Source organism: Kitasatospora sp. NPDC093679 (genome assembly GCF_040683455.1).
Lineage (GTDB): Bacteria > Actinomycetota > Actinomycetes > Streptomycetales > Streptomycetaceae > Kitasatospora > Kitasatospora arboriphila.
On record NZ_JBFBDW010000054.1, the window covers coordinates 1 to 22950 of the forward strand.

Consider the following 22950-nt stretch of genomic DNA (forward strand, 5'->3'; position numbering starts at 1 on the left):
GGGCCGCGGGGGGGGGGGGCGCGCCCCGGTGGGGGCGCCCCCCCACCGCGCCGCACCGGAGGGTCACTCCGACGGCGCCGGGACCGGCCCGGATTCCCGGCCGGCGCCCGATACTGCCGGTGTCGCCCAGTACCCGCACCCGGCCCGGAGGCCGCCATGACGTCGCAGGACCCACCCGCGGCCGGCCCGCCGTACGTGGGGGTGATCGGCCCGGGCGGGGCGGGCCCGCACGAGTGCGCGCTCGCCCGCCGGGTCGGCGAACTGCTGGCCGGGCACGGTGCGGTGCTGCTCTGCGGCGGACTCGGCGGCGTGATGGAGGCGGCCGCGGCCGGAGCGCGCAGCCGCGGCGGACTCACGGTCGGGCTGCTGCCGGGCGCCGACCGCGCCCGGGGGAACCCGCATCTGACGGTGGCCCTGGCCACCGGCCTCGGCGAACTGCGGAACGGGCTGCTGGTGCGGGCCTGCGACGCCCTGATCGCGGTCGGCGGCAGCTGGGGCACGCTCAGCGAGACCGCCCTCGCCCTGCGCATCGGCACGCCGGTCGTGTCGCTGGCGGGCTGGGCCCTCCCGGACGCCCCGCCCGGCACCGGCCCCGTCCGGGCGGCCACCCCGGAGGAGGCGGTGTCCCTGGCGCTGGCAACACGGCCCGGACGTGCCGACGGACGGACACCCCCGGGGTCGTGACCGGCAGGCGCCGACCGGAACACCGTCACTGCCCCGGGGCGACCCGGGATGCGCCGTCGTCGCGCTGCCGTCGCGCTGCCGGCAGGTCAGATGCCGCCCGCGGCGGCGTGCCGCTCGGCGTCCCGCAGGACGCCCGCCGCAACGCCCAGCCGCTCGGTGGCGGTGCGGAGCGTGGTTCTGCCGTCCGGGGTGTGCATCCGGTCGGGGAAGGTCCCCGCCACGTCCCGGAGCGCCTCGACGGCGGCGGCCAGCGCGCCCAGCAGGTGCGGCTGGTCGGCGAGCGGCACCGGCTCGCGGTGGGTGCGGGCCTTGGCGAGCGCGGTGTCCCGGGCCTGCTTCTCCACCGCCTTCAGTGCGTCGACGATCCCTGCCAGGGCGCTGTCCATGCCGTCTCCCTCCGGTGCGGGGGCGGCCCCGACCGACCGCCCTCCCCCTCGTGGTACCCGTCCGCCCGGCGGTCGGGAACCGACGACACGCCGGGTTCCGGCACCGGGTCGCGACGCCGGTGCGGGATGCGGCAGGATCGGCGGCATGACCGATCCGCCGCAGGGCGACCTCCCCCGGAACATCGGCGCCCCCGCCACCCGCGCGCTGACCGGCGCCGGCTACACCCGCCTCGACGACCTGGCCGGGGTGCCGGTCGCCGAGCTGAAGAAGCTCCACGGCATGGGCCCCAAGGCCCTGGAACGGCTCCGGGCGGCCCTGGCGGAGCGCGGCAAGTCGCTCGGCTGACCCGGCGTCGGCCGCGCCCGGACCCGCACCGACCCGCCTGCCCGACCTGCTCGGTTCGCCCGAACGGTCGGCGAGGACCTGCCGGAGCCGGTGCGCGGACCGCCGCACCACTCTGGTTCGATCGTGACCGGAGTCGTCGGTGGTCCGCCCCGGTCCGGCCCCGGGGTGCCGCAGGGTGCGCCGGTGCGGCCGCCCGGTGTGCGGCGCGGTGTCGGTGAGGAGCGGAAGCGGAACATGTCGTCGTCCGAGGTGTTGTCGGTCGGCCTGCTGGTGGTGGTGCTGGTCTGTGCGGTGGTCCGGCCGTTCGGCTGGCCGGAGGCGGTGGTGGCGGTGCCCGCCGCCGCGATCGCGGTCGGCACGGGTGCGCTCTCCCTGGACCACGCCCGCGAGGAGGCGGCGCGTCTGGGCCCGGTGATCGGGTTCCTCGCCGCGGTGCTGGTGCTCGCCCGGCTCTGCGCCGACGAGGGGCTGTTCCGGGCCTGCGGGGCCTGGATGGCGCGGACGGCCGCCGGCCGGCCCCGCCACCTGCTGGTCCAGGTGTTCGCGGTCGCCTCGGCGATCACGGCGGTGCTCAGCCTGGACGCGACGGTCGTCCTGCTGACTCCGGTGGTGTTCGCCACCGCGGCCCGGCTCGGCGCCCGGCCCAAGCCGCACGTCTACGCCTGCACCCACCTGTCGAACACCGCCTCGCTGCTGCTGCCGGTCTCCAACCTGACCAACCTGCTCGCGTTCACCGCGAGCGGCCTCGGCTTCGTCCGCTTCGGTGCGCTGATGCTGCTGCCCTGGCTGGTGGCGATCGGTGTCGAGTACGTGGTGCTGCGGCGCTTCTTCGCCGCCGACCTCGACGCCGGGGCCGACGCCGCGGCGGCCGACGAGGTGCCCCGGATGCCGCGGTTCGCACTGGCCACCGTCGCCTGCACGCTGGCCGGATTCGTGCCCGCCTCGGCACTCGGGGTGGACCCGGCGTGGGTGGCCTGCGCCGGAGCACTGGTCCTCGCCGCGCATGCGCTGGCCCGGCGGAGGACCACCGTGCTCACCGTGGTGCGGGCGACCAGCGTCCCGTTCCTGGCCTTCGTCCTGGCGCTCGGCCTGGTGGTGCGCGCCGTGGTGGACAACGGACTGGCGGACGCGCTCGGCCACCTGGTGCCCACCGGCCAGGGGTTCGCGGCCCTGCTGGGGATCGCCGCGCTGGCGGCCGTCCTGGCGAACGTGATCAACAACCTGCCGGCGGTACTGGTGCTGCTGCCGCTCACCGCCCCGTCCGGGGCCGGGGCGGTGCTGGCCGTCCTGCTGGGCGTCAACATCGGGCCCAACCTGACCTACGCGGGCTCGCTCGCGACCCTGCTGTGGCGGCGCATCGTGCACGCCCACGAAGGGGAGGTGGACCTCGGCGAGTTCACCCGGCTCGGACTGCTCACGGTGCCTGCTTCCCTGCTCCTGTCGGTCGTGGCACTGTGGGGCTCCCTGCAGGTCGTCGGAGGGTGAGGCCGTGGCGGTCGTGGTGTGGGTGGCCGAGGGCACGTGGCGTGCCTGCGTCGACGCGGCCCGGGTGCACGCCCCGCCGGGCGCGGAGGTCGTGCTGCTGCACGTGAGCGACCGCGACGTGCCCGGCGCCGCGCACGGCGCCTTCGCCGGGCTGATGGGCCGTCGGCATCCGCGCGGCGACCACGCCGACGGCTGGGGCAGCGACCCCGGCAGCAGGCTGGAGGAGCTCGCGGACGCGGCCGGGCACGGGCTGCTGGACGCCGCGGCGGAGCGCCTGGGGCGTCCCTGCCACCAGGTCGAACGGGCCGGGCGGACCGAGCGGGAGGTGGTGGCCGCCGCGGAGGGCGCGGACCTGCTGGTGCTGGCCCGGGACGGCGACCGCACCCACCTCGGACCGCGCAGCCTCGGACCGGCCGCCCGGTTCGTGGTGGACCACGCGCCCTGCCCCGTCCTGCTGGTCTGGCCCGGTGCCGCGCCGGGCACGGCGACGCTCCCGCCGGAGCCGGACCGGCGGTGAGGCCGCGGCCCCGGGGTCGGCCGCGATCCGGTGACGCCTGTTCGGCGGTGCTCGGTGGCAGCGGGGCTCGGACGGGGCCATGCTGAAGGTCCAGCGTCCCGCCGTGAACCCCCGAGCACGGCGGGGCGCGCTGTGCTGTGCGGGGCCTGCTGCACCGGGCCGTGTCGGTCCGGGCGGGTCAGAGCGGGACGGCGGCCGGGAGGGCGGCGAGCCGTTCGGCCTCCGGCGAGCCCGGCTCGGCCGTGTAGACGACCAGCAGCAGGCCGGGGTCGCCCGGCAGGGCCAGCGTCTCGTAGCCGAGGTCCAGCAGACCGGCCGTCGGGTGCCGCAGCAGTTTCCGCCCGTGGGTCTTCTCGGCCACCGCGTGCCCGTCCCAGAGCCGCCGGAACTCCGGGCTGCGTGCCGACAGCTCGTCGACGAACGCGGCCGCCCGCCGGTCGGCGGGGTGGCGGGCCGCGTCCAGCCGCAGGTGGGCGACGGTCTCCGCGGCGACCTGTTCCCAGGCCGGGTAGAAGGCGCGGGCCCGCGGGTCGAGGAAGGCGTGCCGGGCCATGTTGCGCTCGCCCTCCGGGAGGTCCGACAGCCCGAGCAGCGCCTCCGCCGGGGCGTTCCACGCCAGCACGTCCATGCACCGGCCGAGCACGAAGGCCGGGCCGGCCAGCATGTCGAGGACGAGCCGCACCCCGTCGCGGACCTCCGCCGGGGCCGCCGCGACGGCGTCCTCCCGGGGCGGCCGGGCCAGCCGGTGCAGGTGGGCCCGCTCGGTGGCGTCCAACCGCAGCACCCGGGCCACCGCGTCCAGCACCTCGGTGGAGGTGCCGCCGCCGCGGCCCTGCTCCAGCCGCACGTAGTAGTCCACGCTGACCCCGGCCAGCTGCGCCACCTCCTCGCGGCGCAGCCCGGGCACCCGCCGGCGCCGTCCGTGCTCCGGGAGGCCGAGCGACTCCGGCCGGACCATGGCGCGGCGGGCGCGGAGGAAGGCGCCGAGTCCGTCGCGGTCACTGTTGCTCATGCCCCGACCCTACGGATCCTCCGGGGCCGTCGAGGGTGGTCCTGGCAGACCCAGGAAAACCACGGCCCTGGGTGGACGCGGCCGGGAGCGGCAGGCTCGGGGACGTCAAGGAAACGACGGCGGGACGACCGCCGCTGATCCCCTCCCAGGAGCCCGCCATGTCCTACTCCTCCCTCTCCGGCCGTGTCGCCGTCGTCACCGGTGCCGCGAGCGGCATGGGCGCCGCCACCGCGAAGCTGCTCGCCGCGAACGGCGCCGCGGTGGCGCTGCTCTCCCGCCGCGAGGACCGGCTGAAGGAGCTGGCCGCGGAGATCGGGGCCGCCGGTGGCCGGGCGCTCGCCGTGCCGGCCGACGTCACCGACCAGCGGTCGGTGGACGGGGCCGCCGAGCTGGTCGCTGCCGGACTCGGCCGGGTCGACCTGCTGGTCGCCGCCGCCGGCGTGATGCTGCCCAACCCGGTGGACGACGGCCGGATCGACGAGTGGACCCGGATGATCGACACCAACGTCACCGGTGTGCTGCGGGTGGTCCGCGCCTTCACCGGCGACCTGGTGGCCACCGCCGCCGAAGGACGCACCGCGGACCTGGTGGCCGTCTCCTCGATCGCCTCCCACGTCTCCTTCCCCAACTACGCCGTCTACAGCGCCACCAAGGCGGCGCTCACCCACCTGGCGACCTCGCTGCGCAGCGAGTTCGGCCCGCGCGACGTCCGGGTCTCCACCGTGGAGCCCGGCCTGACCGACACCGAGCTCGGCGCGCACATCGACAACCCCTCGCTCGGCCTCGACGGCCAGCTCGGCGCGATGTTCGACGCGATCGGGCCGCTCTCCGCCGAGGAGGTCGCCGACGTGATCGGATTCACCGTCAGCCGCCCGCGGCACGTGAACCTCCGCCACCTGGTGGTGCTGCCGACCCGTCAGGCCTGAGCGGTGCCGGCCGCCGACCGGTGATCACGGCGGGATAGGGTCTGGGGATGACTGAGGACTGGCGTTCGGACCGGATCGGCAGCGCCCTGCGCGGCGAGAACCCCTCGGTGCTGCGGCGCCTCGGGGCGGGCTTCGCGGTGATCGGGGACGTGCAGTTCCTGCCGGGGTACTCGCTGCTCCTGACGGACGAGCCGGGCGTGCAGCGGCTGTCGGAGCTGCCGCGTGGACGACGGATCGCCTTCCTCTCCGACATGGAGCGGCTCGGCGAGGCCGTCGAACTGGCCTGCCGCCGCCTCGACCCCGCCTTCCGCCGGGTGAACCTGGAGATCCTCGGCAACACCGACGGCTACCTGCACGCCCACGTCTGGCCGCGGTACGAGTGGGAGCCGGCCGACCTCGTCCGGATGCCGGTCTGGCTCCACCCCGAGGAGAGCTGGACGGGTGCGGACACCGCCCTCGGCCCGCAGCACGACCCGCTCCGCGCCGCCATCGCCGGCGAACTGGACCGGCTGGCCGCCTCGGACGCCGACGGCCGCTGAGCCGCCGGGCCTCTCCGGTGCGGTGGGGTCGGCTTCGCGGTGGGGTCGGCTTCGCGGTGGGCCGGCGGGCTCACTGCGCGCCCAGGGCCATCCACTTGCCGGGGTTGTCGAGGGGCGCGAAACCCACCTTGGCGTACACCTCGTGGGCGTCGGCGGTGGCCAGCATGATGCGGCGCAGCCCGAACGGGGCGAGGTGGTCGCGGACGGCGGCGGTCAGGGCGGTGCCGAGGCCCCGGCCGCGCGCGTCGGGGGCGACGTAGACGTCGCAGAGCCAGCCGAAGGTGGCGCCGTCCGTCACCACCCGGGCGTAACCCACCTGGGCACCCGAAGCGCTCTCGTACACACCGAAGTTGAGCGACCCGTCGATCGCCCGCTCCTGCTTCTCCCGCGGACGGCCGAGCGCCCAGTAGGCGTCCTCGGACAGCCATCGGTGGACCAGCGCCCGGTCCAGGCGCTCGGGGTCGGTGGACAGCTCGTAACCGGTGGGCAGATCGGTGCTCATGGCCCGCATCCAAGCAGGCCGGGCCGCCCACGGGCCACCGGATTGTCCGCGGGCACCCGGCCGCCGGACCGGTTCGACCGGGGTCGTGCTCCTTCGGCCGGTGCTCCTTCGGCCGGTGCTCCTTCGGCCGGTGCTCCTTCGGTCAGTGGTCCCCCGGTCAGTGGTCCTCCGGTCAGGCGGGCGGGAGCTCGCCCGAGCCGCGGACGATCAGTCGGGTGGGCAGTTCGACGCGTCGCGGCGGGGAGGTGTCCCGGCCGAGCCGGTCGAAGAGCAGGCGGGCGGCCGTCCGGCCGAGCGTCTCCGGGTCCTGTGCGACCACGGTGAGACCGGGGCTGAGCAGGGCGGCGAGTTCGAGGTCGTCGAAGCCGACCACGGCGGGCCGGGCGGGCAGCCCGGCCAGGGCCCGGAGGGCCGCGAGGGTGACCCGGTTGTTCGCGGTGAAGAGTGCGGTGACCGGCTCGGCCCGCCCGTCCGGCCCGTCGGTCAACAGGCGCCGCACGGCCCGGCCGACCGTCACGGGGTCGGTCGGGCCGGTCGCGATCCACCGTTCGTCGACCGGCAGTCCGGCCGTCCCCATCGCCTCGCGGTAGCCGCGCAGCCGCTCCGCGCAGGTGTGGATGTGCGGCAGGTCCCCGACGAAGCCGATCCGGCGGTGCCCGTGCGCGATCAGATGGGCGGTGCCCGCGCGGGCGCCGCCGGCGTTGTCGCTGAGCACCGCGTCGGCCTCGATCCCGGCGCCGGGTCGGTCCAGGAAGACCACCGCGAGACCGGAGGCGGTTTCGGGCAGCAGGTAGCCGTGGTCGCCGCCCGCGGGCACCACCAGCAGCCCGTCCACCCGGCGGGCGCACAGGGCCAGGGCCAACGCCCGTTCGCGGTCCGGGTCCTCGGCGCTGGAACCGGCGAACAGCAGACAGCCGTGCTCGCGGGCGACGGCCTCCACCCCGCGGGAGAGCGCCGAGGAGAACGGGTCGCCGATGTCCTCCAGCACCAGGCCGACACTGGCGGTGGAGCCGGTGCGCAGCAGCCGGGCGCTGTCGTTGCGGCGGAAGCCGAGTTCGGCGATCGCCGTCCGCACCCGGGCCGCCGTCGCGGGGCTGACGCCGGACTCCTCGTTCACGACCCGGGAGACGGTCTTCAGTCCGACGCCCGCCGCGGCCGCGACGTCCTTCATGGTGGGCCTGGCGGCAGGTCGGCTCTTCATGACCACGCAGCATACGGACCCCGACGACGCTGGACAACGTTGTCAGGCTCGGCCAGAATCGACCCCCGTACCGCCGCACCTGCCCCGGAGCACCACCATGAGCAGCGCCAGGACGGCCGGCCAGGCCGCACCCGGAACCGACGCCCCCGGCCTCGTCGCCGCCCTCGACATCGGCGGGACGAAGATCGCCGGCGGACTCGTCGACCCCTCCGGCCGGCTGCTGCACCAGGTCCAGCGGCCCACCCCGGCCCGCGAGGACGCGGACACCGTCCTCGGCGCCGTCCACCGCGTCCTCGACGAGCTCTCCGCGCACCCGCTGTGGGCCGGGGTGCGGTCCCTCGGCATCGGCAGCGCCGGCCCGGTCGACACCTCCGCGGGCACCGTCAGCCCGGTCAACATCGCCGCCTGGCGCGGCTTCCCGATCGTCGCCGCAGCGGGTGCGCACCCGGCCGTCCGGGGGCTGCCGGTGGTGCTCGGCGGCGACGCGGTGGCGATGACGGCGGCCGAACACCGCTACGGCGCCGCCCGCCCGTACGCCGACGCGCTCTGCCTGGTCGTCTCCACCGGCGTCGGCGCCGGGCTCGTCCTGGGCGGCAGCGTCCACCACGGGCGGACCGGCAACGCCGGCCACCTCGGCCACATCAGCGTCGACCTGGACGGCGATCCCTGCCCGTGCGGCTCGCGCGGCTGCCTCGAGATCCTGGCCAGCGGCACCGCGATCGCCGCCCGAGCCGTCCGGGACGGCTGGCGGCCGACGGGGCCCGACACCTCCGCGTCCGCCGTCGCCGAGGCCGCCCGGGCCGGCGACCCGATCGCGCTCGCCTCCTTCGACCGCGCCGCCCGGGCGCTGGCCGCCGGCATCGCCGCGACCGCCACGCTGGTGGAGATCGAGGCGGCCGTGATCGGCGGCGGCGTCGCCAGGGCCGGGGACGTCCTCTTCGACCCGCTCCGCCGCCACCTGCACACCTACGCCGCCCTGCCGTTCACCGCCGGACTCACCGTCCTGCCCGCCCACCTCGGCACCGACGCGGGGCTGGTCGGCGCCGCCGCCCTGGCCCTCGACGAGCTGTCGGCCTCCTGAGGCCACCGCGTCCCGGTCGGCCCGGTCGGGCCTGAACAGACCGGTCGGGCCTGGTCAGAGCGTCCGGGCCTGGTCTAGCAGAGCAGGGCCGGCAGGCGGCGGGCGTGGTGGTCGGCGAGCCGGGCGGACTCGGCCGGCGCGAGGTCGAAGTGGGCCAGGAAGGCGGGCATGTCCAGACCGCCGTCCAGTCGTTCCCCGGCCCGCCGGCTCCGCCGGTCCGGCCGGTCCGGCGCGGGCGTTGAGCTCAGTCCGCCGCGGCGAGGAGGGCGAGGAGCCGGTGGGCGAAGGCGGCGGGGTGTTCGACGGCGCCGAGGTGGCCGCCGGGGAACTCGGCGAGGTCGCGGTGGAGGAGGGCGGCGAGGCGTGAGGCCGGGCCGTGGAGCGGGAGTTGATGGCGGGAGTCGCGTCCGACGGCGGGGACGAGCCTGTCGGCGACCCGGCGCAGGGCGGCCAGGTCGGGCGGGGTGGTGGCGAAGGGGTAGAGCATCCGGTCGAGGAAGACGGGCAGGTTGGCGTGCATCCGCGGCGCCATCTCCTGGATCTCGGGCGGCAGTTCGGTGGCCTGCTCGGCGGCGGCCTCCGGGCTGCGGTCGGGGGCGTGCCCGGGCTGCCCGTCCCCCAGGCCCTCGCCGAACCGGGCCATGGCGGCGGCGATGCCCTCCGTCCGGTAGGTGTCGCGGACTTCGGCGAAGAGGGCCTTGTGCGGGGCCGGGTCGTCGAGGAGCTCCAGCAGGGGCGGCTCGTGGGCGACGACGCGGCGCACCCGCCCGGGGTGCCGGGCGAGCAGGTCGACGGCGACGATCGCGCCCGAGCTGCAGCCGAGCACGTCGGCCGTGCCGTCGGGCGAGAGGTGCTCGATCAGGCGGCGGGCGTCGTCGCTCCAGACGTCCACCCGCTGGTCGGTGAGCGGCCCGTCGAGGGGGCTGCGGGAGAGGCCGCGCGGGTCGTAGGAGACGACGGTGTACCGGGCGGCGAGTTCGGCGTACATGCCCGCGTACATTCCGGCGTCGCCGGCGCCGCCGGGAAGGAGCAGCAGGACGGGACCGCTGCCGCGGACTTCGTGGTGGAGGGTGGCGCCGGGGACGGCGAGGGTGCCCGTCCGGGTGGTGGTGGCGGTGGTCATCGGGGGCTCCGGTCGGGTCGGGCGGGCCAGTTCTCGAGCAGGACGTGGAGTGCGTCGAGCGAGCGGTCCCAGGATTCCTGGACGGTGCGGGCGTGGCCGAAGCCGCCGCCGAGTTCGAGGTGGATGTAGCCGTGGAAGGCGGCGCGCAGCAGCCGGGCGGCGTCGGTGAGGTCGGGCTCGGCGAGGCCGTAGGCGCGGAGCATGCCGTAGGTGAGCTCGGCGCTGCGGCGGACGACGGCCGAGTCGGTGATCTCCTCGGGGGTGAACTGCAGTTGGGTGGCGGCGTAGCGGCCGGGGTGGGCGAGGGCGTACTGCCGGTAGGCGTCGGCGAAGGCGACCAGGGCGTCCTTGCCGGCCCGGCCGGCCACGGCGGCGGCGATGCGGTCGGTCATCTCCGCGCCGCCGAGCAGGGCGATCCGGACGCGCAGCTCCCGCAGGTTCTTGATGTGGGAGTACAGGCTGGCGTCCTTGACGCCGAAGTGCCGGGCGAGCGCGGAGACGGTGACGCGGTCGAGTCCGACCTCGTCGGCCATCTCCGCGGCCGCCTCGGTGAGCTTCGCCGTCGTGAGTCCGGCACGCACCATCGCCCGACCGCCTTTCCTAGGAACTCTAGGTTTTAAGCTAGCATCCCGAGGAAGCGGGCGGTGGGCATTTTCTCCGGGCGCAGGTCAGTCCACCGGGCGCAGCTCGGGGAACCGGGCGGTGGGCCGGTCGAGCAGCCCGCCGTCCCGGTGGCGCAGGGTCCGGTCGAAGAAGGCCGCGGTGCAGGCCCGCTCGGCGGCGACGGCCCGCTCCGGGTCGACCGTGCCGATCAGGTCGGCGGCGGTGCCGGGCGGCAGGTCCAGCTGCCGGGCGAGCTGCGGCACGATCGACTCCAGGTCGGTGTAGCTGCCGTGCGCCGCGCCGGTCAGGGTGAGGTCGCGGTGCCAGCCGGTGCTGTGCTGCCAGAGCGCGCCCCAGGACGGGTTGGTGCGGTGGTCGTTGCCCTCGCTGCCCATCAGCAGGAAGGGCCGGTCGAGGCCGTCGGTGGCGACGGTCGACGGGTGCGCCGGGTCGTGGTCGTCGCCGACGTAGCCGATCACGCCGTCCAGGTTCTCGCCGGCCGCGATCCGCGGGTCGTCGTGCATCGTCTGCAGGGCGGTGAAGCCGCCGGCCGACTGGCCGAACATGCCGATGCGGCCCGGGTCGAGCACCGCGCCGAGGCCCTGCGGCAGCCGCCGGTGCTCGGCGTCCGGGTTGCGGCCGGCCGCGAGCGCGCCGACCTGGTCCAGCACGAAACGGGTGTCCGCGACCCGGACGTCGACGAGCTTGCGCAGCAGCGCGGTGAGCTTCGCCTCCGCCTTCACCGGGTCCGGGTCCTGGACGGCGGCGACCTCGGCGTCCATCCGGCTCGCCGCCACCCGGCCGCCGGGGAACTCCACGGCCGGCGCCTCGTAGGTGTGGTCGACCGTCACCACGACGTACCCGCGCGAGGCGAGGTCGTCGCCCAGGGTGGTGCCGAACGCGGCCGGATCACCGCCGCCGGGCGAGTACAGCACCACCGGGCGCGGACCGCCGCGGAGGTCCGCGGGGGCGCCCTCGTGCGCGTGGGTGCGGGTCTGCGCCCAGGCCACCCGGTCCATCGGCAGGCCACCACCGTTGCGGTACATCGTCTCGAAGACGGCCGCCGCCGCGGCCGGCATCTGCGGGGCGGTCGGGTAGTGCCCGGCGTCCCGGGCCGGGTAGCGGACGGTCACCATCACCTCGCGCGGACCGGACCCGGTCCACGGCTCGGTCCTGGCCGGGTCCACCAGGTGCAGCGACACGGTGCCGACCGGGTACGGGCCGCTCGGCGCGGGCAGCACCAGCCGCGCTCGGGGCAGGCCGTCCGCCGCCGGAGCACCGACCGCAGCGGCCGGCGCGAGGGCCGCCGCCGAGGCGGTCGCGGTCAGCACGGCGAGCGCGGTGGCCCGCAGCAGACGGCGGCAGGCCGTGGTGGCCGTCCGGGCGGCGGACGAGCGGGTGGTCGAGGTGCTCAGGGGCATGGCCGGGGGCTCCCGTCTGATCGGAACGGTAGGTCGTACACCTGCCGTTCCCTCAGACTCTCCCGCACGAGGGCCTCATGACATCCCGTACACCCCCGGATGCGGGGTGGGGAAAGCCCCCGGAGCGGGCTCCGGCCGACGCCGCACGGCGTCCTGAACCGTCCCGTGAGATCCGCGTGATGCCACCGATCGGGCCGCCCGAGGACCGGACGAGCCCCCGTAGCCGGAGCAGTGGCATCTGCGGGCACGAGCGATTCGATGCAGGTCCTCGACTGGCTGCAGAGCTGGTACGCCGACCAGTGCAACGAGGACCGGGAGCACGAGTGGGGCGTGAAGATCGCCACTCTCGACAATCCCGGCTGGACCGTCACCATCGACCTGGAGGAGACCGACCTGGAGGACCGCGAATTCGCCCGTCAGGACGTCAACCGCAGCACGCACGACTGGCTGTGGGCGTGGACCTCCGAGAAGGCCTTCCACGTCAGGTGCGGCCCCGCCGACCTCGCCGAGGCCCTCGCGCCGTTCCGCGACTGGGCGACCGGAAGCGCCTCCTGACGGACCCCACGGACCTCATCCCGGCGTCCCGGTGGAGCGGCGGCGGGAGGTCTCGGCGAGGGTGGTGTTCAGCACGATGACGCCCGCGAGGACGTACGCGGCCGTGGGGTGGCCGAGGCCGTACAGGGCGGCCGCGCCGCCGCCGAGGACCAGCGCCTTCACCAGCAGCACCCAGGGCAGGGCCGGTCGGTAGCGGGCCCGGGGTGCCGCGAACAGACCCCACAGGACCACGGCCGCCGCGGGCAGCCCGAGACCCAGCAGCACCCGCCCCGCCATGCCGCCGCCCTCCGCGAACCCCCACCACGCCAGCAGCACCAGGGCCGCCAACTCCAGCAGGAAGGCCAGCAGTTCGTTGGCCGTGAACCACGGCCGGCCGGCCGGTCCGGCCACCACCTCGGCCGATCCGTCCCGTGTCTTGCGCACCATGCCCGGGCCCTCCCCCGCCGTGCTCCCCGCCGCCGGCTGCGCGGCCGCCCCAGCATGGCACGCGGGCCGCCGGAGCGGGTGCCGTCCCGTTCGGCGGCCTCACCGGGCACGGTGACGCTCCGTCATGTCGGGGTGCGAGCGGGAGATCGGCAGGGCTTGCGGACATCGCGTGAAGGCCCGTGTCGGTCCGCGGAGCTGCCGGGATGATCGGCCGCGAACGTCGGCGCAGCGTCGCGCCGGCGGCGGACGGAGGTGTGCGCGTGGCGATGGGTGTCTCGGTGAGCAGTCCGCCCCACCCACATCTGGGCCGGGCGGTCCGCGACCGGCGGGACGGCCGCTGCGGCACCATATCCGGCCAGTTGGTCGAGCGGGACACCGAGACCGGGCGGCTCCTGCGCCGCCGGATCTTCGTCCGTCCGATGGGCGGCGGGATCGAGTGGGAGGCCGCGCCGCAGGACCTGGTGCCGGCCTGAGCCCACCGCGCCGCGACACCGGGTGTGGCAGGATGCGTCGATGATCGCCGACCCGCCCCCGCCCGCCGTTCCCGCGGCGGTGCCCGCCGTGGTGCCCCCGTGGTTCCCGAGGGCCGGATGGCCGCCGTGGCGCAGCCGGTGCTGGCCGTCTCCGCCGGGCTCGAACTGCGGCCGTGGCACCCGGAGGACGCCGGTTCCCTGGTCGCGGCGGGCCGGGACGCGGCGATCCGGCAGTGGAACCTGCTCGCCGTTCCCACGGCGGAGGACGCCCGCCGCAGGATCGCCCGCATGCAGCAGCGCTGGCAGGCCGAGGAGGCGGCGATCTGGGCGATGGCCCGCCCCGGTGGCGAGGTCCTCGGCCTGGTCGGCTGGAACGACGTCGACCTGGCGGCGGGCAGCGCCGAGATCGTCTACTGGGTGCTGCCGCACGCCCGCGGCGGCGGTCTGGTCGTCGAGGCGGTGCGCCGGGCCGGCCGGTGGGCCCTGGACGAACTCGGCCTGCACCGGCTGACCCTGTGCCACTCCACCGCCAACCCGGCGTCCTGCCGGGTGGCCGACAAGGCCGGCTACACCGTCGAGGGCACCATGCGCAGCGCCCTCCGCCATGCCGACGGCTGGCACGACCAGCACCTGCACGCGCTGGTCGCCGGCGATCTCTGACGGACGTTCAGGAGGTACTGCGGTGTTCACCGTTCCCGGGACCGTCCGGACGCCCCGGCTGACCCTCCTGCCGCTGGAGGCCGCCCACGCCGAGGAGATGGCGGAGGTGCTGGACGACCCCGCGCTGCACGCCTTCACCGGCGGCCGTCCGCTTGGCCCCGACGAACTCCGCAGCCGGTACGAGCGGTTGGTCGCCGGTTCCCCCGATCCCGGTCGGATCTGGGCGAACTGGGTGGTCCGGCTGGACGCGGCCGACCGTCTCACCGGGACGGTCCAGGCGACGGTGACCACCCACGGCGACGGCGACGGCCGGTGCACCGCGGAGATCGCCTGGGTGGTCGGCACCGGGTGGCAGCGTCGCGGCATCGCGACCGAGGCGGCGCGGGGCCTGGTCGCCGCGCTCACGGCCGCCGGGGTGGAGCGGTTCGTCGCCCACGTCCACCCCGGGCACCGGGCGTCCGCCGCGGTCGCCGCCGCCGTCGGGCTCGCGCCCACCGGTCATGTGCAGGACGGCGAGGTCAGGTGGGAGTCGGGCTGATCGTCACCCACGCCGGTCGCCGCCCGCGGACGGGTCTCACGCGCTGCTCGTCCGGCGGCGCGGGGCGCGACCGGCGAGCCAGGCGACGGCGGCGAGGAGGCCCGCGAGCGGGCCGAGGAACGGAGCCGGGCTGGTGTGGAAGACCGTGCTGCCGAGCACCCCGACGAGCTGCCAGCCGGCGCCGAGCACCGCCGCGGCGGAGAGCCAGTGCCAGCCGTCCCGGCGGACCACGGCGAACGGCAGCACGAGCACCGCGACGGTCTGCAGCGCGAAGCCGAACCGGAACCAGCCCAGCCAGACCGCGTTCCACCACGCGCCGCGGGTGCCCCGCTGCCCGAGGTCGTCCCGGTACTCCAGGAAGGTGGTGCCGTCCGACCACCACGGCCAGAGGTAGAGGCCGACCAGCGTGAGCGTCGCGGCGGCGATCGCCAGCCAGGCGTGCCCGGCACGGCCGGGCTCCCGTTCCTCGAGAAAAGGCATGTGTCCCCCCGGTGGTGTGCGGCACCTGCTGATGCTGCGCTCCAGCATGGCGGAGGGGACGGACACCGGTGGCCGGTTCGGCCGAGCCGGCCGGCGGGACGTGGCACGGACGCGGCCTGCCCCCGGGGATGTCCGGCCCGTCCCCGGGACGCGCCGCCCGTCCTGGGGGTGCGCCGCCCGTCCTGGGGGTGCGCCGCCCGGATCAGCCCCGCAAGGTGCCGAGGCGGCCCTCGAGTTGGAGGAGGAGGTCGGCGAGGCCGGCGCCGAGGAGGCGGCGGGTGGGTTCGTCCAGGCCGGCGAGGAGCGCCCGCTCGTAGGCGAGTTGCCGGGGCAGCAGCCGGTCGACGAGCGCACGGCCCTCGTCGGTGAGCCGGATGTAGCCGATCCGGCGGTCCCGGGTGTCGGTGCGACGGTCGATCAGCCCGCGGTCCTGGAGGGCGCGCAGCCGTTTGGTGACGGCGGCACCGGAGGCGAAGGTCTCCCGGGCGAGTTCGCCGGGGGTGAGTTCGCGGTCGGTGCGCCGGACGGCGCCGAGCAGGTCGAACTCGCCGCGGGTCAGCCCGGCGGAGCGCAGCGGGGCGTCCTCGGCCTGCTGGAGCAGGGCGGCGCAGCGGTTGATCCGGCCGACGAGTTCCATCGGCTCGGTGTCGAGGTCCGGGTGGACGGCCCGCCACTGCCGCCGTACCGCCGCGACGACGTCGTTCGCACCGCTGTCCTGGTTCACGCCGCTCCGCTCTCCGGGGCGGGGTGGAGGCCGCCCCGCCGTTGGGCCGTCTCCGCGAGGGTACGGTGTCCGGCCTCCTCGGCGGCGCGCAGCGCCTGCTCGGGCAGGGTGCGGCGACGCCATTCGCCGGCGGCGGTGTCCCGGGCGTCGCGCAGGTCGGCCAGGCTGTGCGCGAGCCGGCGGGAGGCGGCGTGCACGGCCGCAGGCTCGGCGGCCGGGTCGGCGAGGGTCCGTTCGGCGTGGGCGCGGGCGCGGCCGGTGGCGTGCAGGGCGTGCCGGACCCGGTCGGTCGTGCGGTGGTTGGTGACGGCGAGCGCGGCGGCGAAGCCGACGGCCGCGCCGATCAGGGTGTCGAGGACGCGGTCGCCGATCAGCCGGCCGGCCGGGTGGTCGCCGGTGAACTCCACCAGCAGCAGCGCCATGGGGGTGACCGCGACCGTGCCGAGCCAGTAGTTGCGACTGATCAGCGCTTCGGCGGCGAAGTTGAGGACGAGCAGGCACAGCACCAGGGCGACGGGCCCGGTCCGGATCAGCGGGACGGCGGCGGCGAAGACCGCGACGCCGAGCAGGTTGCCGAGGGTGCGCTGAAGGGTGCGGTTCCAGGTCAGCACGATGTTGGCCTGGTGGATGGAGGCGGCGGTGACGATCGCCCAGTACGGCCGGTCGACGCCCAGCAGGAGCGTGGCGTACCCGGCCAGGGCGCAGCCGAGCAGGGTGCGCAGTGCGGCAGGGGCGTGCGCGGCACCGGGGGCGAGGCTGCGCAGCAGGCGCGGGCGGGGCACGCGGGCCTGCGGCGCCGCGTCACGGGGGTGCGCATCGGGCAGGTGCGTATCGGGCAGGTCCGCTTCGGGCAGGTCCGTCTCGGGCCGGCCGTGGACGGTGGGCGGGACGGGGAGCGGGCCGTGCCCGCGGACGGCGGCGGCCCAGGCGTGGAGCTGCTCGCTCGCGGAGCCCCCGCCGGGGCCGGAACCGTGGCCAGGGCCAGGGCCAGGGCCAGGGCCGGCAAGGGTGGCCTCGGCCCGGCGGAGCAGCCGGTGGAGGGTCCGGCGGTCCGCGGTCGGGGCGCCGGCGAGGCGGAGGCAGTGCCGGGCGGCGCGGAGCGCGGTGGTGGCGGCGTGGCGGGTCTGCGGGCCCGGGGCGGCCGCGTGGGCCGCGGCGGCGGTGAGGGCGCGGGCGGTGGCGCGGCGTTCGGGGCCGTCGGCGCGGCGCAGGGCGGGTGCCATCGCCACCAGCCAGGCGAAGGCTCCGGCCGCCAGGGTGAGGGCGAGGTGGCCGGGGACCCGGCCGATCTCCTGCGGGGCGAACAGCGCGCCGGCCATGACGAAGGTGAAGATCACGTTGCCGGGCGGGCCGATCCCGCTCGCATCGGCCACCGCCTTCTGCACGGCGGCGAGGACGGCTCCGACGGCGATCAGCACCACCGCGGAGCGGGTGAGCGAGGCGGCCGTCAGGGCGACCGCGACGCCCGCGAACATGCCGAGCACCACCCGGGCGAGGGTGGTGGCGCGGCGCGCGTACGGCAGGTCGTGGCCGTAGAGCGCGCACAGCGATCCGGCCATGGTGTAGGCGACCAGGTCGAGGCGGCCCAGCGTGCAGAGCACGAGGTTGGGCAGGGCGGACGCCGCGGCGACGCTCAGCGCCGGTTTGAACCACCGGTCGGACGGGCGCCCGAGCCGCAGCGCCTCCCGCACCGGAAGGCTGCGGAGACGGAGACCAGGAGTGACAGTTGCAGAACCCACCCATTAAGGATAACAGGTATTACACCAGTAAAATAATTTGCCTCCCCCCGAGGGCCCGGCCGGAAATTCCGTGGACGTCGCGGACACCGTCCGCAGACTGGTCGACATGACCGCATTCGACGCCAAGGCCGACCTGCACCTCTATCTGCAGGACGCACGCGACGCGCTGCTGTGGAAGCTCGACGGACTGTCGGAGTACGACGTCCGGCGCCCGCTCACGCCCTCCGGCACCAACCTGCTAGGACTGGTCAAGCACGTGACCGCCGCGGAGGCGGTGTACTTCGGCGAGACCTTCGGACGCCCCTTCGAGGCCGCGCCGCTGTGGATCGCCGGCCGGGCCGAGCCGAACGCCGACCTGTGGGCCACCCCGCAGGAGTCCCGCGAGGAGATCGTCGGGCTCTACCACCGGGTGTGGGCGCACTCCGACGAGACCGTCCGCTCCCTGCCGCTCGACGCGACCGGCCGGGTCGGCTGGGGCCGCCGCGCCGAAGTGACCCTGCACCGCATCCTCGTCCACGCCATCGCCGAGACCGACCGCCACGCCGGGCACGCCGACATCGTCCGCGAACTCGTCGACGGCGGCCGCGGGCTGCGGGCGCAGGACGGCAACCTCCCGGAGGGCGACGACGCCTGGTGGAAGGGCCACCGGGACCGCATCGAGCAGGCCGCGCGCGAGGCCGCCGGCCTGCCCGACCCGGCCTCGGACGGACGTCCCTCGCCGATCGCGGGCTGACGCCCGTTCACCGGCCCCTGCCGGAGGCCGTGCCGGCCGCCAAAACCAGTGTCCGGATACCGGAGCGGAGTGATAGACAACCGGCGTGTACAACGCTCTCGACTTCGACGACCTGCTGCGACTGATGGACGAGCGGTCGACCGCCTTCCGGGCCGCGCTCGCGGCCGCGCCCAGCCTCGACGTGCAGGTGCCGACCTGCCCCGAGTGGACGCTGTTCGACCTGGCGCAGCACCTGGGCGAGGGACGCCGCGCCTGGGCCGCCACCATCGCCGCAGGCCCTGGCGCCACCGGCAAGGCCGTCCCGCGGAGCGAGCCGACCGCACCCCGCGAGCGCGAGGCGCTGCTCGCCTGGTCGGCCGCATCGACGCAGGAGCTGCTCGACGCGCTGCGCGAGGCCGGCCCGGACCGCGGCTGCTGGACGTGGTGGGGCAAGTCACAGTCCCCGCAGACCTGCGCCGCCGCCGCCCGGCGCCAGCTCCACGAGATCACGGTGCACACCTACGACGCCCAGCTCGCCGCGGGCGCCCCGCAGCCGGTGCCGGACGAGCTCGCCCTCGACGGTGTCGAGGAGTTCCTCTCCACCATCTGCACGACGACCGAGAGCTGGCCGCACGAGGCCGCCGTCGTCGACTACCGCACCACCGAGGGCCGCGCCTGGCGCCAACGGCTCTCCGCCGACGGCTCCCGCGTCGTCGGCCTGCCCGCACCCGACGCGGAGCCGACCGATGCCTCGATCGAGGGCCCGGCCGACGACCTGGTCCTCGCACTCTACGACCGCATCCCGCTGAACTCCCTGAAGACCGAGGACGATCGGGGTGTCTTCGGCCGACTCGTGGAGTGGGACCCGGAGCGGTAGCACGGCCCGGTCCTGCCGGGGGCACCGCGCGATCCGGGAGTGGGTGTCACGGCAGCACGGGCCGAGCCCCGTCCGTCCGGTGGCCCGCATCCGGATCGCGCAGTGCCACGCGCCCCTCGTGGTGCGCCCACGGCCGCAGGACCATGAGCGAGTCCTCCGGGGTCGCCACCATGGCGAAGGGGAACCGGTCGAGTTCCAGGCAGAGCGCGACGTCATCGGCATGGGATCCCTCCCGCACCCCCTCCGCCAACTCGGCGGCGGCGCGCGAGGATCCGGCACGGCGGAGGAACTCGGCTGCATCCGTGTCGTCCCCGGCGGCCCTGCGAGCGATGTACTGGGCGCACGCCAGGTCCTCGTCGGCGTGCCCGTCCTCGCCCGTGACCACGAACGTGACGCTGTCGCACCCGCGTGCGCGCAGCAGCCGGGCCGTCGCCTCCGCCACCACGAAGCCGGCGCACAGCACCAGCGACGCATCCTTCACCGCCAGGGCGCCGACCGTCCCCGCGGTGGTCTTCTGCACGACCGTCCGTCCCCCGAGGTCGGCGGACCGCAGCCGACCCGGCGAATTCACCAGCTCGAACCCGGGCATCGGCGGACCGTCCTTGAGCGCCACCCAGTCCGGGTGACGCTCCTTCAGCGCCAGGGCCTCGTCCAGCGACTCGGCGAGCACGATCCTCTCCGCCCCCCGGGCGAAGACCCAGCCTGCCACCGTGTAGGCCCGCATGACGTCGACCACGACCGCCACGGACGGGACTTCGGCCAACTCGGCGATGCCGAGGAAACGAGCGTCCATCCCGCCATGATCGTGCCCGCCCGACCCGACGCGCCAGGAGATTACCGGGCCGCGGTTCAGCCCCGGGCCGCGTCGGTGTCGGCGGGCCCGGTCCGCCTGCGGCCGGTGACCTTGGAGGCGGGCAGCCGGCCGGCGCGGGAGGTGCCGGCCAGGGCGTCGCCGTCCACCGTGACGTCGAACGCCAGGTTGAGGCGGAACGGCCGGGTGACGGACTGCCGCCAGCCGAGCCGGTCGCCGTCCAGGGTGACGGCGTCGAGCGGGACCTCCTCCTCGGCGCCGCGGGCGGTGCCGAGGAGGAGGCCGTCCCACCGGTGGAGTTCGATCACCGCGGTGATCCGGCCGACGGGCGTGGCGATGGCGAGGTCCCAGGTGCCTTCGACGGGCGTGACGGACATGGTGGTGTGCTCCTCGTTCAACGGATTGTGGCGAGTTCGGTCAGAAGGCGGCCGGGGCGGGGCCGTCGCTCCGCCAGACCGTGCCGCGGCGCTCGTGGGCGAACAACTCCTCGACGGCGTGCGCGATCTGCGGTCCGACCTCGCGTTCCAGCAGGTACAGCGCCAGGTCGAGGCCGGAGGTGACCCCGGCGCCGCTGACCAGGTCGCCGTCGTCGACGACCCGGGCGCGGACGGCGTGCACACCGGTGGCGTCCAGCAGGTCGAGGCCCAGGTGGTGGGTGGTGGCGCAGCGGCCCTCCAGCAGTCCGGCCACGGCGAGGACGAGCGAGCCGCCGCACACCGTGGCGACGGTCGTCCTCGGGTTGTCGACGGCCCGGGCCAGCAGGCCCGGCAGGGCGGTGTTCAGGGTGCGGCCGAGCAGCACGGGGACGGGCGCATCGGCTGTGCCCGGGTCTGCGGCGTGCCCGGGCTCCTCGGCCTCGCCGATCCGGCCGGAGGCGCCGGGGACGAGGACCAGGCCGGGGCGGTCCGGGTCGAGCACGGCGGTGGCGCGCAGCGCGAGCCCGCCCGTCCCGCCGACCACCTCGCGGGGGCCCTCGGCGGAGACGAGTTCGACGGTCACCGCCCCGGCGGAGGCGGTCCCGCCGGCGTGCAGCACCTCGTAGGGGGCGACGACGTCGAGCGGGTCGAAGCCGTCGAAGAGCACGATCTGGGCATGCATGGGCGTCCTTCAGCAGGTGGGAGGGGTGGTGGCGCGGCCGGCGACACCCCGACGCTATCCACGGGCGGCGGAGGGCCACAGGGGCTCCGGCGACAGGTTTCAACGGGATAGCGACACCACCGTGCCACCGCGCGGACCTGCGGGAACGGGGTGGCGGTCGGCCTGTGGCGGGCGGGTAGATTGCCGACCGTGCACACCATCGCCGTCCTCGCGCTCCCCCGGGTGGTCCCCTTCGACCTGGCGACCCCGGTGGAGGTCTTCGGCCGGGCCCGGCTGCCCGGCGGCGGCCCCGGCTACCGCGTGCTGGTCTGCGCGGAGGAGCCGGAGACGGATGCCGGATCCTTCGCGCTGCGGGCGCCGTGGGGGTTGGCGGAGCTCGTTTCGGCGGACACGGTGGTGGTGCCGGGCACCGACGGCCCGCACCCGGCGCCGACGCCCGCCGTCCTGGCGGCGCTGCGGGAGGCGGCGGCGCGCGGCACCCGGATCGCGTCGATCTGCTCGGGAGCCTTCGTCCTGGCGGGCGCCGGGCTGCTGGACGGGCTGCGCGCGACCACGCACTGGGCCGCGGCGGGACGGCTGGCCGCCGAGCATCCGGCGGTCACGGTCGACCCGGACGTGCTCTACGTGGACAACGGGCAGATCCTGACCAGTGCGGGCGCCGCCGCCGGGCTGGACCTGTGCCTGCACATGGTCCGGCGCGACCACGGCTCCGCGGTGGCCGCGGAGGCCGCACGGCTCTCCGTCGTCCCGCTCGAACGGGAGGGCGGGCAGGCCCAGTTCATCCCGCTCGACCACGATCCGGCGCCGGGCGGGGCCGCGCTGGAGCCGCTGCTCGGCTGGCTGCGGCAGAACCTCGACCGCGACCTCACGCTCGACGGGATCGCCGCCCGCGCGGGTGTCAGCACCCGTACGCTGATCCGCCGGTTCCGGGAGCAGACCGGCACCACCCCGTTGCAGTGGCTGCACGTGGCCCGGATCCGCCGGGCGCAGCACCTGTTGGAGACCACCCCGCACCCGGTCGAGCGGATCGGCGCCCAGGTCGGCTTCGGCTCGGCCACCGCCTTCCGGGACCGGTTCAAGCGGAGCACCGGGATGAGTCCGCGGACCTACCGGAGCACCGTCCGGCCGCGGCTCCGTCACCCGTCGGAGGCACCCGGACGGGAGAGGTCCGAGTAGTCGGCGGGCGCCTCGTCGACGGTCGCCGCGTCGGCGCCGTCCGGCAGGTCGGCGCGGGTGGTGAGCCGTCCGGCGGCGGCCCGGCGGAGCAGTCGGGTGCGCTCGCGGGCGGCCCAGCGGCGGACGCGGTCCGGGTCCAGCGGGGTGCCGTGGCCGACGTGCAGCCGGACCGGGTCGCGGGCGAGCATCGCGTCCAGGCTGTCGAGGTTGCCGAGCGGGTCGTCGTGGAACGGCGGGTTGGCCGGCCGGCCGGGGATCAGTCCCATGAAGGAGTTGGCGACCAGGTCGCCCGCCACCAGGTCGCCGTGGTCGGTGAGCACGGAGACGGAGCCGGCGGTGTGGCCGGGGGTGGGCACCGCCCGGGCGGTGATGCCGAACTCGTCCAGCGGGGTCTCGCCGCGCAGCAGGACCCGCGGTTCGAAGGGCTCGGTGCGGACGCGGAGCCGGCGGCCGCGGCTCATCAGACGGCCCATCGGCCCGGTGGGCAGGTAGGGTTCGCGGACCCGCCCGGTGCGGTACGGCCCGAGGTCGGCCGCGTGGGCGGCGATCGGCGCGCCGGTGAGGCGGTGGAGTTCGGCCGCGGAGCCGAAGTGGTCGATGTGGCCGTGGGTGATGACGATCAGCGCGAGGTCGCCCGGATCGACGCCGAGCCGCTCCAGGTGCCGGCGGATCCGCTCCCCGCTGCCGGGGATCCCGGCGTCGACGAGCACCGGGCGCCGCCCGGTGAGCAGGTAGGCGTTGACGGCGTGCCGGCCGAGCACGGGGATCGGCGTGACGGTGGTACGGGACACGGGTGTTCTCCAGGGGGAGGGGGCGGCGGCCGGCGCCGTGCGCGGGCAGGCCGAGGAGGCCCCA

Annotated in this window: 29 protein-coding genes; 14 read left to right on the forward strand and 15 right to left on the reverse strand. The window is 76.0% G+C overall.

All coding sequences use genetic code 11. The features are described 5' to 3' along the window. Nucleotides 1-156: 156 nt before the first annotated feature. The gene (locus AB0O09_RS31385) at nt 157-684 is read left to right on the forward strand and encodes a TIGR00725 family protein (RefSeq protein ID WP_363547536.1); all 528 of its coding nucleotides are present in this window, start codon (nt 157-159) and stop codon (nt 682-684) included. Nucleotides 685-770: 86 nt separating this feature from the next. Here the strand turns inward: AB0O09_RS31385 and AB0O09_RS31390 are convergent, their stop codons facing one another. Further along, nucleotides 771-1070: a hypothetical protein gene (locus tag AB0O09_RS31390; protein WP_363547539.1), complete on the reverse strand. Its 300-nt coding sequence runs from the start codon at nt 1068-1070 to the stop codon at nt 771-773. Nucleotides 1071-1215: 145 nt separating this feature from the next. Here AB0O09_RS31390 and AB0O09_RS31395 point away from each other — a divergent pair, with 145 nt between their 5' ends. From AB0O09_RS31395 to AB0O09_RS31405, 3 genes are all read left to right on the forward strand, one after another. Continuing rightward, the gene (locus AB0O09_RS31395; RefSeq protein WP_363547542.1) at nt 1216-1416 is read left to right on the forward strand and encodes a helix-hairpin-helix domain-containing protein; all 201 of its coding nucleotides are present in this window, start codon (nt 1216-1218) and stop codon (nt 1414-1416) included. 234 nt (nt 1417-1650) lie between these two features. Further along, nucleotides 1651-2901 carry an SLC13 family permease gene (locus tag AB0O09_RS31400; protein ID WP_363547544.1) on the forward strand — a complete coding sequence of 417 codons (1251 nt, stop codon included), beginning with the start codon at nt 1651-1653 and terminating at the stop codon, nt 2899-2901. A 4-nt stretch (nt 2902-2905) separates the two neighbouring features. Continuing rightward, nucleotides 2906-3418 carry a universal stress protein gene (locus tag AB0O09_RS31405; RefSeq protein ID WP_363547547.1) on the forward strand — a complete coding sequence of 171 codons (513 nt, stop codon included), beginning with the start codon at nt 2906-2908 and terminating at the stop codon, nt 3416-3418. Nucleotides 3419-3596: 178 nt separating this feature from the next. Here AB0O09_RS31405 and AB0O09_RS31410 read toward each other — a convergent pair whose 3' ends face one another. Continuing rightward, nucleotides 3597-4430, reverse strand: a complete 834-nt coding sequence (locus AB0O09_RS31410; protein ID WP_363547549.1) for a helix-turn-helix transcriptional regulator — start codon at nt 4428-4430, stop codon at nt 3597-3599. 158 nt (nt 4431-4588) lie between these two features. On the opposite strand from AB0O09_RS31410, the gene AB0O09_RS31415 reads away from it, so the two are divergent. Both AB0O09_RS31415 and AB0O09_RS31420 read left to right on the forward strand, forming a co-directional pair. Then, nucleotides 4589-5356 (forward strand): SDR family oxidoreductase, encoded by a 768-nt coding sequence (locus AB0O09_RS31415; protein WP_363547550.1) that lies wholly within the window; start codon nt 4589-4591, stop codon nt 5354-5356. A 47-nt stretch (nt 5357-5403) separates the two neighbouring features. Then, complete coding sequence (locus AB0O09_RS31420; protein ID WP_363547553.1) at nt 5404-5895, forward strand: diadenosine tetraphosphate hydrolase; 492 nt, start codon at nt 5404-5406, stop codon at nt 5893-5895. A 70-nt stretch (nt 5896-5965) separates the two neighbouring features. Here AB0O09_RS31420 and AB0O09_RS31425 read toward each other — a convergent pair whose 3' ends face one another. Next, nucleotides 5966-6397, reverse strand: a complete 432-nt coding sequence (locus tag AB0O09_RS31425) for a GNAT family N-acetyltransferase (RefSeq protein WP_363547555.1) — start codon at nt 6395-6397, stop codon at nt 5966-5968. A gap of 172 nt (nt 6398-6569) precedes the next feature. Continuing rightward, nucleotides 6570-7598: a LacI family DNA-binding transcriptional regulator gene (locus tag AB0O09_RS31430; RefSeq protein WP_363547558.1), complete on the reverse strand. Its 1029-nt coding sequence runs from the start codon at nt 7596-7598 to the stop codon at nt 6570-6572. A gap of 97 nt (nt 7599-7695) precedes the next feature. Between AB0O09_RS31430 and AB0O09_RS31435 the strand changes: the two genes are divergently transcribed. After that, on the forward strand, nt 7696-8679 hold the full coding sequence (locus AB0O09_RS31435; protein WP_363547561.1) for an ROK family protein: 984 nt from the start codon (nt 7696-7698) through the stop codon (nt 8677-8679). Nucleotides 8680-8923: 244 nt separating this feature from the next. On the opposite strand, the gene AB0O09_RS31440 is transcribed toward AB0O09_RS31435, so the two are convergent. From AB0O09_RS31440 to AB0O09_RS31450, 3 genes are all read right to left on the reverse strand, one after another. Then, nucleotides 8924-9802 carry an alpha/beta hydrolase gene (locus tag AB0O09_RS31440; protein ID WP_363547564.1) on the reverse strand — a complete coding sequence of 293 codons (879 nt, stop codon included), beginning with the start codon at nt 9800-9802 and terminating at the stop codon, nt 8924-8926. Continuing rightward, nucleotides 9799-10386, reverse strand: coding sequence for a WHG domain-containing protein (locus AB0O09_RS31445; protein ID WP_363547566.1), 588 nt, complete (start codon nt 10384-10386; stop codon nt 9799-9801). Before AB0O09_RS31445 ends, AB0O09_RS31440 begins: the two co-directional genes overlap by 4 nt. A gap of 84 nt (nt 10387-10470) precedes the next feature. Beyond that, complete coding sequence (locus AB0O09_RS31450) at nt 10471-11826, reverse strand: hydrolase (protein ID WP_363547569.1); 1356 nt, start codon at nt 11824-11826, stop codon at nt 10471-10473. Between the two features lie 258 nt (nt 11827-12084). Here AB0O09_RS31450 and AB0O09_RS31455 point away from each other — a divergent pair, with 258 nt between their 5' ends. After that, on the forward strand, nt 12085-12381 hold the full coding sequence (locus tag AB0O09_RS31455) for an immunity 53 family protein (protein WP_363547572.1): 297 nt from the start codon (nt 12085-12087) through the stop codon (nt 12379-12381). 15 nt (nt 12382-12396) lie between these two features. On the opposite strand, the gene AB0O09_RS31460 is transcribed toward AB0O09_RS31455, so the two are convergent. Next, nucleotides 12397-12807 (reverse strand): YrdB family protein, encoded by a 411-nt coding sequence (locus AB0O09_RS31460; RefSeq protein ID WP_363547575.1) that lies wholly within the window; start codon nt 12805-12807, stop codon nt 12397-12399. Between the two features lie 278 nt (nt 12808-13085). On the opposite strand from AB0O09_RS31460, the gene AB0O09_RS31465 reads away from it, so the two are divergent. The 3 genes from AB0O09_RS31465 to AB0O09_RS31475 all read left to right on the forward strand — a co-directional run bounded on the left by AB0O09_RS31465 (nt 13086) and on the right by AB0O09_RS31475 (nt 14478). Further along, complete coding sequence (locus tag AB0O09_RS31465; protein WP_363547578.1) at nt 13086-13280, forward strand: hypothetical protein; 195 nt, start codon at nt 13086-13088, stop codon at nt 13278-13280. Between the two features lie 99 nt (nt 13281-13379). Further along, the gene (locus AB0O09_RS31470; protein ID WP_363547581.1) at nt 13380-13940 is read left to right on the forward strand and encodes a GNAT family N-acetyltransferase; all 561 of its coding nucleotides are present in this window, start codon (nt 13380-13382) and stop codon (nt 13938-13940) included. Between the two features lie 22 nt (nt 13941-13962). Next, nucleotides 13963-14478 carry a GNAT family N-acetyltransferase gene (locus tag AB0O09_RS31475; RefSeq protein WP_363547584.1) on the forward strand — a complete coding sequence of 172 codons (516 nt, stop codon included), beginning with the start codon at nt 13963-13965 and terminating at the stop codon, nt 14476-14478. A 36-nt stretch (nt 14479-14514) separates the two neighbouring features. Here AB0O09_RS31475 and AB0O09_RS31480 read toward each other — a convergent pair whose 3' ends face one another. The 3 genes from AB0O09_RS31480 to AB0O09_RS31490 all read right to left on the reverse strand — a co-directional run bounded on the left by AB0O09_RS31480 (nt 14515) and on the right by AB0O09_RS31490 (nt 17421). Then, nucleotides 14515-14958 carry a hypothetical protein gene (locus AB0O09_RS31480; protein WP_363547587.1) on the reverse strand — a complete coding sequence of 148 codons (444 nt, stop codon included), beginning with the start codon at nt 14956-14958 and terminating at the stop codon, nt 14515-14517. A 202-nt stretch (nt 14959-15160) separates the two neighbouring features. Then, nucleotides 15161-15682: a MarR family transcriptional regulator gene (locus AB0O09_RS31485; RefSeq protein ID WP_363547589.1), complete on the reverse strand. Its 522-nt coding sequence runs from the start codon at nt 15680-15682 to the stop codon at nt 15161-15163. Then, nucleotides 15679-17421: an FUSC family protein gene (locus AB0O09_RS31490; protein ID WP_363547591.1), complete on the reverse strand. Its 1743-nt coding sequence runs from the start codon at nt 17419-17421 to the stop codon at nt 15679-15681. Before AB0O09_RS31490 ends, AB0O09_RS31485 begins: the two co-directional genes overlap by 4 nt. A gap of 106 nt (nt 17422-17527) precedes the next feature. Here AB0O09_RS31490 and AB0O09_RS31495 point away from each other — a divergent pair, with 106 nt between their 5' ends. Continuing rightward, nucleotides 17528-18154, forward strand: coding sequence for a DinB family protein (locus AB0O09_RS31495; protein WP_363547594.1), 627 nt, complete (start codon nt 17528-17530; stop codon nt 18152-18154). An 85-nt stretch (nt 18155-18239) separates the two neighbouring features. Then, entirely contained in the window at nt 18240-19010 is a 771-nt protein-coding gene (locus tag AB0O09_RS31500; RefSeq protein WP_363547597.1) for a maleylpyruvate isomerase family mycothiol-dependent enzyme, read from the forward strand. 46 nt (nt 19011-19056) lie between these two features. Here AB0O09_RS31500 and AB0O09_RS31505 read toward each other — a convergent pair whose 3' ends face one another. Genes AB0O09_RS31505 through AB0O09_RS31515 form a run of 3 tightly spaced genes read right to left on the reverse strand, consistent with a single transcriptional unit; the run spans nt 19057 to nt 20919 of the window. Then, nucleotides 19057-19803 carry a 2-phosphosulfolactate phosphatase gene (locus AB0O09_RS31505; protein WP_363547600.1) on the reverse strand — a complete coding sequence of 249 codons (747 nt, stop codon included), beginning with the start codon at nt 19801-19803 and terminating at the stop codon, nt 19057-19059. Between the two features lie 56 nt (nt 19804-19859). Beyond that, complete coding sequence (locus AB0O09_RS31510; protein WP_363547603.1) at nt 19860-20198, reverse strand: hypothetical protein; 339 nt, start codon at nt 20196-20198, stop codon at nt 19860-19862. A 40-nt stretch (nt 20199-20238) separates the two neighbouring features. Further along, nucleotides 20239-20919: a DJ-1/PfpI family protein gene (locus AB0O09_RS31515; protein WP_363547606.1), complete on the reverse strand. Its 681-nt coding sequence runs from the start codon at nt 20917-20919 to the stop codon at nt 20239-20241. A gap of 189 nt (nt 20920-21108) precedes the next feature. Between AB0O09_RS31515 and AB0O09_RS31520 the strand changes: the two genes are divergently transcribed. After that, the gene (locus tag AB0O09_RS31520; protein ID WP_363547609.1) at nt 21109-22095 is read left to right on the forward strand and encodes a helix-turn-helix domain-containing protein; all 987 of its coding nucleotides are present in this window, start codon (nt 21109-21111) and stop codon (nt 22093-22095) included. Here the strand turns inward: AB0O09_RS31520 and AB0O09_RS31525 are convergent. Next, nucleotides 22056-22886 (reverse strand): MBL fold metallo-hydrolase, encoded by an 831-nt coding sequence (locus AB0O09_RS31525; RefSeq protein ID WP_363547612.1) that lies wholly within the window; start codon nt 22884-22886, stop codon nt 22056-22058. The genes AB0O09_RS31520 and AB0O09_RS31525 overlap by 40 nt on opposite strands. Nucleotides 22887-22950: the final 64 nt, after the last annotated feature.

Coding starts and splice junctions, on each gene's coding strand:
- AB0O09_RS31385 (WP_363547536.1), top strand. CDS start 157: ATGACGTCGCAGGACCCACCCGCGGCCGGCCCGCCGTACGTGGGGGTG.
- AB0O09_RS31390 (WP_363547539.1), bottom strand. CDS start 1,070: ATGGACAGCGCCCTGGCAGGGATCGTCGACGCACTGAAGGCGGTGGAG.
- AB0O09_RS31395 (WP_363547542.1), top strand. CDS start 1,216: ATGACCGATCCGCCGCAGGGCGACCTCCCCCGGAACATCGGCGCCCCC.
- AB0O09_RS31400 (WP_363547544.1), top strand. CDS start 1,651: ATGTCGTCGTCCGAGGTGTTGTCGGTCGGCCTGCTGGTGGTGGTGCTG.
- AB0O09_RS31410 (WP_363547549.1), bottom strand. CDS start 4,430: ATGAGCAACAGTGACCGCGACGGACTCGGCGCCTTCCTCCGCGCCCGC.
- AB0O09_RS31415 (WP_363547550.1), top strand. CDS start 4,589: ATGTCCTACTCCTCCCTCTCCGGCCGTGTCGCCGTCGTCACCGGTGCC.
- AB0O09_RS31420 (WP_363547553.1), top strand. CDS start 5,404: ATGACTGAGGACTGGCGTTCGGACCGGATCGGCAGCGCCCTGCGCGGC.
- AB0O09_RS31425 (WP_363547555.1), bottom strand. CDS start 6,397: ATGAGCACCGATCTGCCCACCGGTTACGAGCTGTCCACCGACCCCGAG.
- AB0O09_RS31430 (WP_363547558.1), bottom strand. CDS start 7,598: ATGAAGAGCCGACCTGCCGCCAGGCCCACCATGAAGGACGTCGCGGCC.
- AB0O09_RS31435 (WP_363547561.1), top strand. CDS start 7,696: ATGAGCAGCGCCAGGACGGCCGGCCAGGCCGCACCCGGAACCGACGCC.
- AB0O09_RS31440 (WP_363547564.1), bottom strand. CDS start 9,802: ATGACCACCGCCACCACCACCCGGACGGGCACCCTCGCCGTCCCCGGC.
- AB0O09_RS31445 (WP_363547566.1), bottom strand. CDS start 10,386: ATGGTGCGTGCCGGACTCACGACGGCGAAGCTCACCGAGGCGGCCGCG.
- AB0O09_RS31450 (WP_363547569.1), bottom strand. CDS start 11,826: ATGCCCCTGAGCACCTCGACCACCCGCTCGTCCGCCGCCCGGACGGCC.
- AB0O09_RS31455 (WP_363547572.1), top strand. CDS start 12,085: ATGCAGGTCCTCGACTGGCTGCAGAGCTGGTACGCCGACCAGTGCAAC.
- AB0O09_RS31460 (WP_363547575.1), bottom strand. CDS start 12,807: ATGGTGCGCAAGACACGGGACGGATCGGCCGAGGTGGTGGCCGGACCG.
- AB0O09_RS31480 (WP_363547587.1), bottom strand. CDS start 14,958: ATGCCTTTTCTCGAGGAACGGGAGCCCGGCCGTGCCGGGCACGCCTGG.
- AB0O09_RS31495 (WP_363547594.1), top strand. CDS start 17,528: ATGACCGCATTCGACGCCAAGGCCGACCTGCACCTCTATCTGCAGGAC.
- AB0O09_RS31505 (WP_363547600.1), bottom strand. CDS start 19,803: ATGGACGCTCGTTTCCTCGGCATCGCCGAGTTGGCCGAAGTCCCGTCC.
- AB0O09_RS31510 (WP_363547603.1), bottom strand. CDS start 20,198: ATGTCCGTCACGCCCGTCGAAGGCACCTGGGACCTCGCCATCGCCACG.
- AB0O09_RS31515 (WP_363547606.1), bottom strand. CDS start 20,919: ATGCATGCCCAGATCGTGCTCTTCGACGGCTTCGACCCGCTCGACGTC.